The organism is Chitinophaga eiseniae (genome assembly GCF_012641265.1).
In the GTDB taxonomy this organism is placed as follows: domain Bacteria; phylum Bacteroidota; class Bacteroidia; order Chitinophagales; family Chitinophagaceae; genus Chitinophaga; species Chitinophaga eiseniae_A.
Window position 1 is genome coordinate 855,117 of record NZ_JABAHZ010000001.1, and the last position, 16,201, is coordinate 871,317.

General features: G+C 46.6%; 13 protein-coding genes and 1 riboswitch. Of the genes, 5 read left to right on the forward strand and 8 right to left on the reverse strand.

Annotation, left to right across the window (positions count from 1 at the left end; genetic code table 11):
* Positions 1–47: 47 nt before the first annotated feature.
* Both HGH91_RS03480 and HGH91_RS03485 read left to right on the forward strand, forming a co-directional pair.
* Positions 48–497, forward strand: a complete 450-nt coding sequence (locus tag HGH91_RS03480; RefSeq protein WP_168737054.1) for a hypothetical protein — start codon at positions 48–50, stop codon at positions 495–497.
* A 319-nt stretch (positions 498–816) separates the two neighbouring features.
* Positions 817–2,004 (forward strand): rhomboid family intramembrane serine protease, encoded by a 1,188-nt coding sequence (locus tag HGH91_RS03485; RefSeq protein ID WP_168737055.1) that lies wholly within the window; start codon positions 817–819, stop codon positions 2,002–2,004.
* Between the two features lie 445 nt (positions 2,005–2,449).
* On the opposite strand, the gene HGH91_RS03490 is transcribed toward HGH91_RS03485, so the two are convergent.
* From HGH91_RS03490 to glk, 4 genes are all read right to left on the reverse strand, one after another.
* Positions 2,450–2,860: a RidA family protein gene (locus tag HGH91_RS03490; protein ID WP_168737056.1), complete on the reverse strand. Its 411-nt coding sequence runs from the start codon at positions 2,858–2,860 to the stop codon at positions 2,450–2,452.
* 71 nt (positions 2,861–2,931) lie between these two features.
* Positions 2,932–3,381, reverse strand: a complete 450-nt coding sequence (locus tag HGH91_RS03495) for a VOC family protein (protein WP_168737057.1) — start codon at positions 3,379–3,381, stop codon at positions 2,932–2,934.
* A 50-nt stretch (positions 3,382–3,431) separates the two neighbouring features.
* The gene (locus HGH91_RS03500) at positions 3,432–4,721 is read right to left on the reverse strand and encodes a voltage-gated chloride channel family protein (RefSeq protein WP_168737058.1); all 1,290 of its coding nucleotides are present in this window, start codon (positions 4,719–4,721) and stop codon (positions 3,432–3,434) included.
* A gap of 41 nt (positions 4,722–4,762) precedes the next feature.
* Positions 4,763–4,834, reverse strand: a riboswitch (Fluoride riboswitch).
* Between the two features lie 13 nt (positions 4,835–4,847).
* A complete protein-coding gene (glk, locus tag HGH91_RS03505) occupies positions 4,848–5,903 on the reverse strand; it encodes a glucokinase (RefSeq protein WP_211092186.1) in 1,056 nt (351 codons plus the stop codon).
* 168 nt (positions 5,904–6,071) lie between these two features.
* Between glk and HGH91_RS03510 the strand changes: the two genes are divergently transcribed.
* Complete coding sequence (locus HGH91_RS03510) at positions 6,072–7,853, forward strand: glycoside hydrolase family 15 protein (protein ID WP_168737059.1); 1,782 nt, start codon at positions 6,072–6,074, stop codon at positions 7,851–7,853.
* A gap of 118 nt (positions 7,854–7,971) precedes the next feature.
* On the opposite strand, the gene HGH91_RS03515 is transcribed toward HGH91_RS03510, so the two are convergent.
* The 4 genes from HGH91_RS03515 to HGH91_RS03530 form a co-directional block, all read right to left on the reverse strand.
* Positions 7,972–10,164 (reverse strand): bifunctional alpha,alpha-trehalose-phosphate synthase (UDP-forming)/trehalose-phosphatase, encoded by a 2,193-nt coding sequence (locus HGH91_RS03515; protein ID WP_168737060.1) that lies wholly within the window; start codon positions 10,162–10,164, stop codon positions 7,972–7,974.
* A 264-nt stretch (positions 10,165–10,428) separates the two neighbouring features.
* The gene (locus tag HGH91_RS03520) at positions 10,429–11,331 is read right to left on the reverse strand and encodes an EamA family transporter (protein WP_168737061.1); all 903 of its coding nucleotides are present in this window, start codon (positions 11,329–11,331) and stop codon (positions 10,429–10,431) included.
* Positions 11,328–11,942 carry a CGNR zinc finger domain-containing protein gene (locus HGH91_RS03525; protein ID WP_168737062.1) on the reverse strand — a complete coding sequence of 205 codons (615 nt, stop codon included), beginning with the start codon at positions 11,940–11,942 and terminating at the stop codon, positions 11,328–11,330. Before HGH91_RS03525 ends, HGH91_RS03520 begins: the two co-directional genes overlap by 4 nt.
* A gap of 277 nt (positions 11,943–12,219) precedes the next feature.
* Positions 12,220–13,851, reverse strand: a complete 1,632-nt coding sequence (locus HGH91_RS03530) for a hypothetical protein (RefSeq protein WP_168737063.1) — start codon at positions 13,849–13,851, stop codon at positions 12,220–12,222.
* Between the two features lie 109 nt (positions 13,852–13,960).
* On the opposite strand from HGH91_RS03530, the gene HGH91_RS03535 reads away from it, so the two are divergent.
* On the forward strand, positions 13,961–14,848 hold the full coding sequence (locus HGH91_RS03535; protein WP_168737064.1) for a decaprenyl-phosphate phosphoribosyltransferase: 888 nt from the start codon (positions 13,961–13,963) through the stop codon (positions 14,846–14,848).
* Complete coding sequence (locus tag HGH91_RS03540; RefSeq protein WP_168737065.1) at positions 14,848–16,179, forward strand: FAD-dependent oxidoreductase; 1,332 nt, start codon at positions 14,848–14,850, stop codon at positions 16,177–16,179. Before HGH91_RS03535 ends, HGH91_RS03540 begins: the two co-directional genes overlap by 1 nt.
* The last annotated feature ends 22 nt before the right edge of the window (positions 16,180–16,201 follow it).

Sequence of the window (16,201 nt, forward strand, 5' to 3'; positions counted from 1 at the left end):
CCGGAAGATATAGATCTTGTATCTTTACAGGAAGCAGGACCTATATCATGAAAAAGTTGTTGACTAAGTTTAAAATAGCATTTCTCCCTTTTTTACTAATTACAGTCTCATTATTAGTTGGTTATACCTTCCTGAACTGGTTGATCTTTGTGTATTGGGATGTTTCATTGATCCGCGACGATATACACCAGTTATTTATACCTATGCTATTAGCGGGTGTGGCGATTATCGTGTATCTGCGTCCCCGGATAAAGCGGCTAAACCTCGATAACAAAAAGGATACTGGATATTTCCTCTATCAGATAGCCGCCTGGATATTTATCATGGCCCCATTGGTCATTGCCCAGTATTACATGGTATCGGCTACAGGCAAGCTTACAAAGCTCAATAATATTAACGAGATCAAACAACCGTTGTCCAGGTATTACCAACTGGATCATTTTTATATTGATAAACACCAGGCGGGAATTGACTATTGTATACACGAAAAGTATTAGTAACCGCCTTAGTGATGAAAAGAAGCAGTTGGCTTACAAACAATTTTTAGCTGACAATGAGGCGGCTTTTGATTCCCTGGATGTTACACAATTTTCTTTCCTGAAGCGCGCCGAAAATAATGATGATAGAGACGGGCTTCGCAAGGTAATAAAGAAGAGTAACAAATATAACGACGATGCGGCGCCTGTTTTGCTGTTGCCTAAGAACACATCTTTTTCGTAGAAAGATAATGCTTCACTTCACGCGTTTTTAATTTCCCTGATTGTCGTTATCCCATTATGGTTTATTATGGTATTGATTCCAGGGTTAAAAGAGCCAGTGAAGACACGCTGGAGGGAAGCCTCAGACGACCTTTGGGTGGAATTATGGCAAACTTTACGGCCCCGGAAAGGCTTTTTTATGACGCCTTTATTGGGGGGTATCAACGTACTGATTTGGGTGGCTATGGTATTTGCCGGAATCGGGGTTATATCATTCCATGCAACAGACTTGCTACCCTGGGGGGCTAATTTTGGTCCGTTGACGTTGCACGGGGAATGGTGGCGGTTACTAACCTGTATTTTTCTGCATGGAGGCGCAATGCACCTGTTTTCCAATATGGTTGGATTGATGCTGGTAGGTGTATTATTGGAAGAGGTAGTTGGAAGTTATTATTTTCTGTTCCTGTACATATTAACAGGCGTTATTGCCACTATTGTCAGTGTTTATTGGCGGCCGGATGTAATAGGCGTGGGTGCATCGGGCGCTATATTTGGGCTGGCAGGCGTGCTGGCGGCGCTCTTGCTTGTAAAGAAATTCCCAACGGATACGAGTACACGAAAAGCGCTTTTAATCTCTATACTGACGTTTGTTGGCATTAACCTGTTAGTCGGGCTGACCGGTGCGGTGGACAATGCTGCACACATAGGCGGTTTAGTAAGTGGTTTCCTGTTAGGGCTTATATCTCCTTATTTAATAAAAAAACAATTAGATCGGGCTTCACGTGGCAACAGTAAATTGGGATTTTATTTCTCGAACGTACTGCCTGCAGATTGTACACCCATATTGATTTCAGGCGAAGATACCAGGCAACTGGCCAATTTTGTATATGTGGTATACGAAGATACTGATATTAAAAGCGTTTATGAGATCAGATCTCAATTTCAGGTAGGCCAGTATGGCTGGCAGGCATTTTTGGCGGATCAGCTGTTGGTAATAGGACATGAAGACTTTTTTTACCTGTATGATCTGCAACAGCAGTCAAATCTCTTACGGCTTGCGTTGAATGGCTATTTTGGCCATTGCCGCGAGAATAACGGTCATTTCTTCGTTACAGACTCCACAGGTATTTATTGTATCGATAAGCAGGGACAGGTACGTTGGCATAACGACAACCTGGCTGTTGACGGTGTAATTATTAATTCATTCGAGGGTAAACACATTAACGCGGACGGAGAGTGGGATCCTCCGGGCGGTTGGCGGCCATTTACATTGGATGCTGCTACCGGGAAGGTTGTCAGCTCATAGTATTTCAGCAAAGAAACATCTTACTAACAGCAACGGCTCCCTGGCAATAGCTACGGAGGTTGGAATGCTTATGTCGTTTTAAGTAACGGCTAAGCGTAGGAGATAGTTATGTTATTATCATTAGATATAAACTGAATTGTTTTATTTAACATAATATAAATTATAGGAATAATTTCAACCCTTTAAAGAGTACTGGAAAGTCTCTAATCTCATGGGGCGATTTTGAATTTTTAGGCGTCCATCCCTCTTATATCATTAAAAATGAATGCGCTGAGAATTGAATAAAAAGATAATACCTGTACCAACTATCGTATATTTCACTCTCAGCGCATTCGTTTTGGACGGAATCGCGACATCTATCCCATTCCTGGATCCATAGAATTTGTGTCAAATAAAAAACGCCGATGGATATCCTCCACCGGCGCAAAAAATTACTAATGATATTCTACTGCCGCTTTACAGCCAGTACTTCGATCTCAATTAACATACCATCCAGGGCTAACCTGGGCACCGGAATTAATGTATTGATCGGGAATTTTTTGTTGGGCCAGATTATCAGCGTCTCCTCCGACAATATTTTCAACTTCTCCATATCATGAGCTACTACCAGTGTGGTTTGTTTTATGACATCCTGGAGCGTTAACTGTTGCGAAGCCAGGGCAATCGCCAGGTTCTCAAACGCTTGTTTTACCTGTGTGCGAAAATCATTGACCAGATGCCCGGTAATGGTTTCTCCACCTTGTCCTGCTACATATACCAAAGTGTGACCCGGGGGCACCACGGCCAGGTGTGAATACGCATTAGGTGTTGGATCGTATAATCCTTCGGGATTGATGAGCTGTACTATCTTTTCCATACTGTTGAGCTGTTTTTACAGCACAAAGTAACCACAAAGGCGTATGTCATTACAAGTACAGAAATGATTGTTTACGCCATAACAGTTAACGCATGCGGCTCAATGAATTCAATTACTTCACCATCCAGGCCGTAAACAAGCGCATTACGAATACTTAGTACCGGCTCGCCTAAATGCAGCGCTGCAGGCGGGATACAACTGGCGGCGCCTAATGCCAGGGCATCTTCATACGCCTGAGCGGCATTACTCACTGTGAATGCCAGGTGCAGCAATGCGCCACTAACAGGCGTTTCGCCCGCTATTGGCCGGCGACCCTGTGTAGCCACGTTAGCATTTTTGTCGAATATTTCAACGTAAGAGCTGGTGCCCGGAATATTCAGCAGCGCGGCGTATTCAATATTAAATTCTGGCAGCGCCCAGCTGTGAAAGCGTTTCAGCCCCAGCGCCTCGTAAAATTTTATGGTAGCCTGGTAGTCTTTTGCCTGTATGGCCACATGATGTATGCCTGTTATCGTTGTCATGTGGCAAATGTAAAAGGTGGTATTCACATAAAAAGGTGCTAACAAAATTGTTAGCGCCATTTTCTTACTTCCAGCTTCTGGGCGCCATAAATCCCCGAATGTCCGCTGAAGTAATACGCAGTAAAGCAGGCCACGGCAAAATACAGCACATGGGTGGTGCCAAATAGTTCAACGCCCATCAACGTGCAGGCAATAGGCGTATTCGTTGCGCCGGCGAAAACAGCAATAAATCCGAGCCCGGCAAACAGGTCAACAGGAGCGCCTAGCAACAGCGCCAATGTATGACCTAAAGTAGCGCCTATAAAAAATAGGGGAGTCACCTCTCCCCCTTTGAAACCCATTCCCAGCGTAATGGCTGTGAAGACCAGCTTCCAAAGCCAACTCCAGTCATTTACACTGCTGTTGGGTTCAAAGGCTGCCAGTATGCTAATGCCGTTGGGCGATTTACTACTGACACCTAATCCCAGGTAATCGGTTGTTCCGGCAATATAACTCAACAACAAAATAACGATACCACCTACCACCGGGATGAGCCAGGGTATTTTTATATAGGCCTGTGCGTTATGCTTGATATTGTGCATCAGCGTGGAGAACAGGAAACTACTCAATCCAAATGCTACGCCACAAACAATTACTTTCACCAGCAACCATACATCCAGGTGAATAAATGGCAGGCTATCCACCAGTGGGTGATCAATATAATTGATATGATAATGGGTATGATGAATACCCCAGGCGCTGCAAACCACATCGGCAAAGACCGCTGCTATCAGGCAAGGTACAAGGGCATCATAGCGCATTACCCCGATAGCCAGTACTTCCAGGGCAAATACCGCCCCGGTGAGCGGCGTACCGAATACGGCTCCAAAACCCGCCGCGATTCCCGTCATTAGCAAAATACGCAAGTCTGCTACCGACAACCGCAGCTGTTTTCCGATCCAGCCGGCCATACTACCGCCAATCTGCACCGCTGTACCTTCCCGTCCTGCCGAGCCACCAAATAAATGGGTAAGGATGGTGGTCGCCAATACCAATGGCGCCATGCGCGCAGGAACCCCGCCGCCGGGCTGGTGAATTTCCTCCATGATCAGGTTGTTGCCCTTGTCGGCCTGCTTGCCTCCCAACCGGTACAGCCAATAAATAAGGACACCGGCTACCGGTAAACCCCATAATAACCATCCGTGTTCCCAGCGTATATGCGTTACCGTTTCCAGTAACCATAAGAATAATGCCACCAGCGAACCCACGATCAGCGATACCGGTATTACCAATACAGTCCAGCGGAGTAGCTGGTATGCTACTCTCCCTTGTTCAAAAGAAGAAAACTTAGATTGTTTCATATCCTACAAATAGCAGTGTGAAATGGCATACTATGCCATTAATATTTGTAGGCGCCATCAGACAGCCCTGGGCTGACGGTTCTGGTCAGGAAGACACCATTTCCTGTTTATCTCTCAAAAATAACTTTAATCTTTTAATAATCCAGCATAAAATGCTGCCCCCCATAAGGCCGACTTATCATTGTTCACAATATGGATGGGCACACTGGCTAACAGCTCAGCCATCCGGTCGCCCTGCATGTAGTGATGATAAAACTCGCCCGTTTCCAGCAGCATTGCAATCTTTGGAGGAATACCACCACCCAGGAACAAGCCACCTGTGGCCTTCATTTTTAGTACCAGGTTACAGGATTCCCTGGCCAGGTAACGAACAAAAAGCTCCATGGTTTTTACACAAACCGGGATCTTCTGCTCAATAGCGCCCTTGCTGATGGCGGCCGATGGGTCACCGGCATTCATCGCGGCGCGCAGTTCCACCGGTTCGTCCATGCCTTTTATATCTCTCAGAAACTGGTAAATGTCATATATACCTGGTCCGCTCACTAGTCTTTCCCAACTCACGATATCATATTTTTCCTGCAAATAACGCAATAGCAGTATATCAAGGTCCGTACGCGGCGCAAAGTCGGTATGTCCTCCTTCCGTGGGAAACGGATGATGATACTTTCCATCCCAATACATGCCGGCCATTCCCAAACCCGTTCCTGGTGCGATAATCGCGATATTGCCAGTATGATCTGCAGCGCCCCGGTGCAGGGTGGTCAGCTGCTGGGGCGACAAAGTAGCCAGGCCATAGGCGGTGGCTTCCAGGTCGTTGATCAGCGCCACAGCGTTGATACCGGTTGTTTGCCGTATTTCTTCCTCACTCAATTCCCTCGACAAATTAGTGAGTTCCACTTTCCCTTTTACCACGGGTCCCGCCACGCCAATGCATATACGCTGCGGCGATGTATCCCGGCTCTCCCCGATAAAATGCTGGATGATATCTGAAAAGCTGGCGTAGTCACGGGAAACATACCGCTGCTCGCGAATCAGATCCAACTCGCCATCTACACTGCTAAACAGCGCCAGGTTGGTTTTGGTGCCGCCGAGGTCACCGGCCAGCAGGTAAGTCTTGACACCGCTATCAGATACCGGCATCATAAACCGGGGAAGGTAGTGCTGCTTTTTCATTGTTTGCATCGCTGTGGAACTTTATACTTAAAAATAAGCGTTTCCATGAAAACTACCACATGAATATGTTTTGTTAATAAACGACATCCGGCGGAAGCCCAGCCATTATTGGAACAGCTTTTGTTCCGGATGAACAAAATTCAGGGAAAAATGTAAATCAAAACAAATCAAGGGATTATGGAAAGACATACCTATCAGACGGGACTTATTGGCAATTGCGCATTCCTGGCGCATATAAACAAGAACACAAACATCGATTGGCTTTGTTGGCCCCGCATGGATAGTTCCTTTATTTTCGGCGGATTGCTGGATAAAAAAAATGGCGGCGAATTTTCTATCCTTCCAGCCGCCGATTATTCCTCCCATCAGTACTACCTGGAAAACACCAATATCCTGTGTACTGAGATTACTACCACTGAAGGCAGTTACCGGATTACGGACTTCGCCCCGCGGTTTATGCAATTTGAGCGTTTTTTTAAACCGTTGATGCTGGTGCGCAAAATTGAGCCCCTGGAGGGATCGCCCCGTATCCGGGTAAAATGTGAACCGGTGTGCGACTATGGCGCCTATAAGCTCAAACGCATGAGAGGCAGCAGCCATATCGAATTTGCAGGTTGTGATGAAAACATACGACTCACGACCAACATTGCGGTGAGTTATCTTTTTGAAGATGAATTTTTTGTGCTCAATGATACCCGTTATCTCATCCTTACCTACGGCCATCCGCTGGAAGCGCCATTGGTTAGTACGGGAGAAAGATTTCTCCGGGAAACCATTACCTATTGGAGAACCTGGATCAAGCACTCGTCCATTGCCCATTACTTCCAGCCTTATGTGATCCGTTCGGCCCTGGCCCTGAAAATTCACCAGTTTGAAGATACCGGCGCTATCATTGCCGCCAGCACCACCAGCTTACCGGAATTTCCTGACAGTGGCCGCAATTGGGACTACCGTTATTGCTGGCTGCGGGACACCTATTATATTATCACCGCGCTCAACCATATAGGCCACTTTGAGGAGATGGAACGCTACTTCGGGTATATCACAGATATCTCGTTCTCCGGGGATTTCCGCTATCAGCCACTGTACGGCATTACAGGGCAAAAGGAGCTGGTAGAAACTATACTCCCCCACCTGGACGGATATATGAATAATAAACCGGTACGCATTGGCAACCAGGCCTATGAGCATATCCAGAATGATATTTACGGGCAGGTGCTGATTTCCATGCTACCGCTGTATACCGATCACCGCTTTGTTTTCTCAGAACGCAAAGACTCCGACCGCTGGATAGAATTACTGCTGAAGAAAATAGAGAAAACCATCGATGAAAAAGATGCAGGTATCTGGGAGTTCAGGAACATGGCCAACGTGCATTGCTATACGAACCTGTTCCAATGGGCCGGATGCTCCGCTGCAGAGAAAATGGCCCGCACCATTGGCAACCAGGCCCTGTTGCAACGCGCTACCGCACTGAAAGAACGTGCGGCTGCCCATATCGAAAGCTGTTACGACCCGGTAAGAAAAGTATATACCAATGCCGCCGGCAGTAAATACCTGGATGCCAGCACCCTGCAATTAATAATGATGAATTACCTGGATCCTGCCTCTGAGCGGGCCAGGGACCATCTCGCGGCACTAGAACGGGAATTGAAAACACCGGAAGGACTCTTTTTCCGCTACCTCCACTCCGATGACTTCGGTAAACCCAAAACCACTTTTCTCGTATGTGCGTTCTGGTATGTAGAAGCGCTGGCCTGCGTAGGCCGGCTGGATGATGCCCAACGGGAATTTGAAAGACTACTGCAGTATTCCAATCACCTGCTCCTTTTCAGCGAAGACGTGGAAGCAGAAACCGGCAGCCAATGGGGCAATTTCCCGCAGGCGTATAGCCATGTGGGTTTGATGAATGCTGCTTACCGTATTGCCATGAAACTGGATGTACCGATTTTTATATAGCAGAAAGCAGAAAGCGTAAAGCAAAAAGCTATTGTAGCGAATGATCTATGCAGATGGTTATCCGCTTTGGCGACTCGCTATAATAGCTTTTTGCTTTACGCTTTCTGCTTTCTGCTCTCTACTGCCCCTGCCCTTCCCGGTTTCTCAGGGTTCTGAGCAAATGCCTTACTTCATGATAACTTCTTAGATAATACCGCGCCGCTGATACCTGGCTGCCCACCTTTACCGTAATGGCCGTGGCTGGAACCGCCTTAAAGATATCCTCGTCCGTTATATCATCTCCCATAGCCATAATGAAATCATACTTCTTATGATTGAGCCAGCTCAGGGCGGCTTTCCCTTTATTGATCTCTATATTTTTCACTTCAATCACCTTGTCGCCGGGCAATACCTGTAATCCTTTTTCAGCCGTATAGTAACGCAGGGTATTCATCAGTTCATTGGCTCTCAATTCACCCAGCCCCGACTCCACTTTGCGGTAATGCCATACCAGCGAGTAACTCTTCTCTTCGATAAAAGAGCCGGGTGTACGGTCGGTGGCCAGTTCCATAATAGGCAACAGGTCTTTCTTCCAGTCGTCCGTTAACCCTGGTAGCTGATACCACTCCCCTGTCCGGGTTTTCTGCCAGGCGCCATGTTCAGCAATGAGATCCAGCTTCAGATGACCAAACCACTCTCCCAGCGTTTCATGGTTCCGGCCACTGATCATTACCAGGTCATTGCCTGGTATACCGGCCAGCTCTTTTAACAGCTGGTACAGGTCCTGGTCGGGAGAAGCCATGTCTATATTAGGCTGAAAGCCTACGAGTGTGCCGTCGTAATCAAGGAAGATGATGCGTTTCTTTGCCTGGAAATATTGCTGCCGGATGGCTACGGCAGTTTCCTGGTTGACCCGGCGGGCCAGCATATTTTGCTGCATTTCATTTACTTCCTGTAACCGCGCCATGAACAACTTTACCCAGTGGTGTACATTAAACTTGGCCACTACTGTCCGCATCTGTTTCATGCGCCGTTGCTGCTCTGCCAGCGGCATATCCAGCGCATCTACAATAGCGCGGGTAATAGCGCCGATATTATTCGGATTAACGATGATGGCGTCAATTAACTCTTTAGATGCGCCGGCCATCTCGCTCAGGATCAATACCCCATCATTATTATTACGACTGGCCACATACTCTTTGCTGACGAGATTCATCCCGTCGCGCATGGGCGTTACCAGGCAAATGCCGGCAAAATTATACAACGCAGATAGCGTTTCCAGGGGGAAAGCACGATAAAAATATTGCACCGGATGCCAGGTTAATGTCCTGAAACGCGCATTGATATTACCCACATACTTATCTATTTCATCCCTCAATTCCTTGTATTGTGGTACCGTATCACGGGAGGGCACCACAATCATATACAACACTGCATTCCCAATGTATTCGGGATGTAATTGCAGTAATAATTCAAAAGCCTGCAGCCGTTGCAGGATCCCTTTGCTGTAATCGAGGCGATCGATCGACAGGATCAACTGGTTCTTATCAAAGTTCTGTTCCAGGTCCCTGATCTGCTCCTGTACTTCGGGATAATTGCCCAGTGCTGCGTATTTGTTAAAGTCGATACCCATGGGAAACGTTTCCACCACGATAGCCCTGTCATTGTAAGATACAATGTTGGCCGAAGTATTCACCGGCAGGATACGGCTGGCGGCATCCAGGAAATGGCGGGTATCATCGAAGGTATGAAAGCCCATGAGATCGGCCCCCAGCATCCCTTCCAGGATTTCGGCCCTCCAGGGAATGAGGCGGAATAACTCAAAGGAAGGAAAAGGAATGTGTTGAAAAAAGCCGATGGAGATTTCCGGTAGCTCTGCCCGGATCATTCCGGGTAATAACAACAACTGGTAATCATGTATCCAGATGATGTCACCCGGTTCCGCTATCTTCAAAATAATATCCCTGAATTTTTTATTGACCTGGAAATAGGCATCCCAATAATATTGTTCATAGTGGGCATAAACAGACATATAGTGGAAAACAGGCCACAGTGTTTCATTGGAAAACCCTTCGTAAAAATTGTTGATTTCATCCTGTGTCAGGTATACCGGCACCAGGTTCATTTTTCTCAATTGCTTAGTTACTTTCTCCTGCTCTTTCTGGTCTGTAATCTCCTGTCCCGGCCAGCCTACCCAAATGTTATTACCCTCCCTGTAGATAGAGCCCAGGCCTGTGGCCAGGCCACCTTCACTGGGAGTTAACGTATAATCACCGTTTGCTTCTGAAATCTTTACCGGCAGTCTGTTCGATACAATAATGGTCTTTCGCATAGTCAGTTTATATAATCTATTATCTAATTACATTCAATAAGAATAGCCATTAACACAACAAAAATGAACCCAAAAGAGCGGAATTTACATATATACATTAATGCAATGCTGCTACAAGGCGGAAGTTGAACCACAGGATTTATCCAGAGCTGGATAAGGGCTACACCTGTAAAAATGTGAAGTTGGCAAGATAAACATTATCGGGCGGAAAAGAAAGCAGAAATACTGGAAAACAGGCTAAGAACGGCCACCAGTAAGGATCGATCAACGGCGACCCAATGTCATGAGAATAACACCGGAGATAACAATGGCAGCTGATACGCCTACCATCGCACTAATATCTTCATGCCCGATGGCCCAGCCGAGAAATAAGGCTACAATGGGATTGATATAGGCGTAGGTGGCCGTGAGGCGGGGCGGCGCATTTTTCGACAACCAGCTATAAGATGTATAACCTACCAGTGATCCGATAAACACTAGATAAAAATAAGCCTGCCATCCTTCTGTTGTCATAAACGGAATGGTATCCATGGCGCCCGGCTCAAAAACGAGACTTACCAGGAAAGAGAATACACCCCCTGCCAGCATCTGGATAGCAGTGCTGGTAATCTGGGTAGGCATTGGCAATCGCGGTACTAACAGCGTGCCGGCCGCCCAGCAGATATTGCCCGCTACAACAATGCCCACCGGCCATAAGGGAAAGCTGCGGGCCTCCTGTACATGGAAGGGATTGAATAACAGGAACAACCCTACGAAACCGACTATAATACCCAACATAGTTAAATAAGACGGGCGCTTACGGCTGAAAAATGCCCAGTCCATCCCCATGATCCAGGCAGGCATAGCTGCTACCATCAGCGCCACCAGTCCTGATGGCATATGATGAACAGCCAATGCGACGGTAGTATTACCTATGCCTATCAGCGCAATGCCGACTAAACAAGCCGACAGGAACTGGCGACGATGCGGCCAGCTTCTCTCTTTTATATAACCAATCACTCCTAACAGGCTTCCCGCCAACAAAAAGCGCATCGCCGACAGCATAAAGGGTGGTACCACTTTGGTGGCGATCTTCATACCCAGGTAAGTAGAACCCCAGATAATATATACCGCCAGCAGGCAAAAGATCAGTTTAGAAGATATAGTACTCCCTGTTTCCTTACTCATGACGATTTCTTTTTAGCTCGCTGATAACTCCGTGTTACTTTGTCTACGTCGCCGCAGGTGCTCATACTGCACCAACGCCGGGACCCGTTCCTGCTTTTGTCCAGGAACAGCCATCCGCAGGCGGGACATTCCTTTACAGGCATGGGCTTATCGGTCGTGTACAAATCTACCGCCGATTTTACCAGCCACCAGTATACCTGCTCCAGGGCAGGCGCGTTGAATTGCAATTGCCCTCCGCCTGCTACCCAGGCAATTTCAATATTAGCATAGGCCTCACCAATGTAACTGTTGAACTGAAACAAATCTGCCGGCGCCGGGCGTTTGCCGGATGCCTTGTATAGAAACAGCCGGTGCAGCAATTCCCTTAACGCTATGCTTTTGTCAAAAACAACGGCCGCCTTTTGCGGATAGTCTTTTGCCAACCGCTCCAAGGTATGGATCGTTTTGGCAGGTAAGCTGCCCGTATGTCCATACCATTGCAATACATCTTTGAAGTGATGCAGGTAATCTACGAGCGGTATCTTCTTCCGGTTACTGATGGTATTGATAAAATCGAGACACAAAATACCACCATCCAGCCGGAGGTCCGTAATCGATTTTTGAGCAGACATATCCCTATAATTTGACCAGGTGCAACAAAGATAAATCTAAATATTAACCAGTAAAACTTATTTTACTGGTTAATAAAAAATAAGGGTAAAATGGCGAATTATATTCTTTAAACCACCACTTTAATAATAAATATACAAACAATTATAAATCAATTATTTTACAAACAAAAAAGCAGCCCATTAAGAGCTGCTTTTCCTATGCTGATGATAGTATTTTAATCTGTCGGAATTTCAAATCCCCATTTATTTCTTCGGTAGCACCTTAAAGATACATTATTTATTTAACATATACTTCAATAATTGCATTTACAGGTCTCCGGGGGGCATAAAATGTATCCACCTGGTGGTAATCTTTCTTTAGCTCCTCTCTCAGGGCGAAGGGAAAAAAGTTGTTCAGACCGGGGGCATATTCAAACAACACGAGGTCATAGTGACCTTCCTGTACCTTCTGTTTAAAGGTGGCCAACTGCCGGTTAAACATCCCTACACCCAGGTGATACCATAAGGGATAATCAGGACCGGTTTCCAGTTTATATGGCATTGCTGCCGCCAATGGCGTAAGTTCGGTCATATTCAGCACTTTGATGTTTTCCTTCTTTTCTTTGACTATTGGCAGCGCCAATACCCGATCCATCCCTTTCACGGTCGATTCGGGCATATATACCTTACGGAATGGCTTCAGGCTGGAAAACACCCAGGAAGATACGGGGATGTCGATGGTGTCGGTATTCAACATAAAGTTGCGCCGGTTTACCACGTTTTCATGATTAGGATTATGGGCATCGGCAACTTCATGTGTAGGGAACAGGCGGTCAGCAAACCGGCCTACATACTTCCACCAGGTACCCGACCACCAGAAAAGCACCAGCAAAGTAGCCCCCAGCATCACCTTCGGGCGGCTGATATCTATTTTCAACAGCTCGCATAAGTAAGTGGCAATGAAGGCAAAAGCAAAACTGTGGAAGAAAATATTGTTGTCTGGCGGCGTATAGCTGGTCACCTGGAAAATAGCCGCTTCGCCTAAAATACCCAGGGTCAACAGTGCAAACAATACCTGTCTCCGTTGCAGCAGCCAGGTATTCCATTGTCTTACGCTGGCTACGAGACACAGCACTACCAGCACCAGGTAGCCCTTAATCCAGTCGGAACCGCCCATGATTTCATCCGTAAAATCGTTTATGGCTAACCGTGAGCTGTGAGGTGGCTGCCCATGGTTGAACCAATAAGCAAACCCCGGCATCAGCGGCTTAATCATGAACACCGCTATCAGTATAAACATGCCAATGAACACGGGGAAGTCGATCCAGCGCTTTGTCTGGAAGCAATTATACGCCAGTAGCGCCAGGCATAGCATGAAGGCCATACCGCCGCCGTCTTGTTTGGTGAAGACAGACAGGAAGATGAAAAATGCGGCGCCCGCCATCCAGGCATAACTACGTTGACGACTATCCGAAAAGAAGGCCTTCAGGAGAAAACTGATACCTACCAGTTCATATACAATCACCGTATGGTTATACCAGGGCCAGAAGTTGAAGAACGAATAAGACAATACAAAAACCAACACCGACAACAGGCGTGCCCCTTTGGGCAGATCCAGGCTTTTGAGAATAGAGCGGAAAGCAAAACCTGCAATAATATTAATAAACACCTGGGCTTTTACCAGCGTAATCAGCTCAGGCCCAAAGATTTTGAAGAAGATAGCGGGAATAATCCAGTAACCGTATCCCAGCGGCGTACCAAAATCCTTATAGGGGATTTGTCCGGACGATAGTCGATAGGCTCCCTCCCAGGACAGGAATATATTTACCCGGTAAGGAAAAGTAACGAACAGGGGAACCAATGCCAGTACGATAATAATAATGCTTTCGGTAATGGACCACTTGCGGTCCTTTAGGGAAATAAGCGACATAGAAAATTGGGATTAGCGGTTATCTGTAATAATCCGGTAATGTGAATGGTGGCAAAAGTAATTGAATAAATTGTATCTTGGCCTGTCAGAATCAACTTTTTAGTTCCCCATGAAATACATTCAATTACTCAGGCCAAAACACTGGATAAAAAATGCATTCCTTTTTATTCCGCTTTTCTTTGCAGGGGAAATCTTCAACACCACCAAACTAATACAGCTGCTGATCTCTTTTGTTGCGTTCAGTTTAGTGGCCAGCAGCATCTATATTTTAAATGACTACCGTGATGTGGCTGCCGACCGGTTGCACCCCGTGAAATGTAAACGGCCACTGGCCTCAGGGGCTATTTCCACCACGGCGGCACTATGGCTCTTTATATTGTGTGTGGCGGGGGGATTTGCCATTGCCTGCCTGGTGAGGGAGAAATTCGCGTTTGTACTGGGTCTCTATTTTATCATGAACCTGGCTTACTGCTTCGGGCTGAAGAATATCTCTATCCTCGACATTATGATCCTATCGGTGGGATTTGTGCTGCGGGTGAAGGCCGGCGGTGTAGCAGCCGAGGTTGCCATTTCAGAGTGGCTGATGATCATGATCTTCCTGCTGGCCCTGTTTATGGCTATCGCCAAGCGCCGGGATGATATCCTGATAAAAATGGATTCCGGCAAAGAGATGCGGAAAGCGGCCTCCGGGTATAATATGGATTTTCTCAATGTGATGTTGGCGCTGGTATCGGCGGTCATCATTGTATGTTATTTAATGTATACCATTTCGCCCGAAACCCAGCTCCGGTTTAAGACCTATCGCCTATATTACACCACACTCTTTGTAATTGGCGGATTATTACGATATTTGCAAATAACCTACGTGGAGAACAATACCGGCTCTCCCACTAAAATCCTATATAAAGACCGTTTTATTCAATTAACCATATTCCTGTGGGTGCTTAATTTTTATATTTTAATTTATTTACCGACAGACAAAACATTTTTTGAATAATGCAAAAACGGTTAGCAAATTGGGGTAACTACCCGGCTATTACCAGTGACGAAAACGCCTTTACCCAGGAAGAACAACTCCGGAAGTATGTGGTAGCCAATACCCATATGATAGCCCGTGGTAATGGACGTTGTTACGGAGATGCCTCTCTCGGGGCACACAGCATTTCTATGCTGAAGTACGATAAAATGCTGGCCTTCGACATCGAAAAGGGCATTATGGATGTACAGGCGGGCGTAACCCTGGATCAAATCCTCGATATCATAGTTCCTAAAGGTTGGTTTTTACCTGTAACACCAGGCACCAAATATATTACCGTAGGTGGCGCAGTAGCTTCAGATGTACATGGAAAGAACCATCACGTGGATGGCGCTTTCTCCGGCCACATCATCGATATGGATGTACTCACCGGCTCCGGCGAAACCATTTGCTGCTCTGCCAGTCAACACCCCGACCTATTCTGGGCCACCTGTGGCGGTATGGGTCTCACCGGCGTTATTACCCGGGTGAAATTCGGTTTAAAGCAAATCTCTACCGCCTATATCCGTCAAACACAGCTGAAAGCAAAAAACCTGGAGGAAGTGATCCGGCTTTTTGAAGAATATAAACACTACACCTACTCCATGGCCTGGATCGATTGCCTGCAAAAGGGCGATAGCTTTGGGCGCAGTATTCTCATTGTAGGTGAACATGCCACCCCGGAAGAGCTCAGTGCAGCGCAACGGAAGGCGCCCCTTACGCTGCCGGCTAAACGAAAGCTGACCCTGCCCTTTAACCTACCCTCTTTTGTATTGAACACTTTTACCGTAAAGGCGTTTAATTGGTTGTATTACGGGAAGAACTATAAAAGGGAAATGCATAAAGTCATTCCTTACGAACCATTCTTTTATCCGCTCGACGCCATCCTCCACTGGAACCGGGGCTATGGTAAAGCAGGGTTTGTACAGTACCAGTTTGTCGTTTCCCTGGAACAGAAAGATGGGCTGATTGCCATCCTCAAACGCATCAGCGACAAAGGCTGGGGGTCCTTCCTGGCAGTATTAAAAGTATTTGGTAAACAGGAAAGCCTTATCTCCTTTCCGATGGAGGGCTATACACTAGCCCTGGATTTCCCCATACGAAAAGGATTGTTTGAATTCCTGGATGAGCTGGATGAAATTGTATTACAATATGGAGGCAGGCTATACCTGTCTAAAGATGCCCGGATGAAACGGGAAATATTCTGGAACAGTTATCCCAATGCCGGCAGGTTTGCTGACATTGTGAAGCAATATAACAGCAACGCCCGGTTTGAATCCCTCCAATCGGAGCGTTTGTCATTGACTAAATAGTGTACCCTATTAACGAAACACC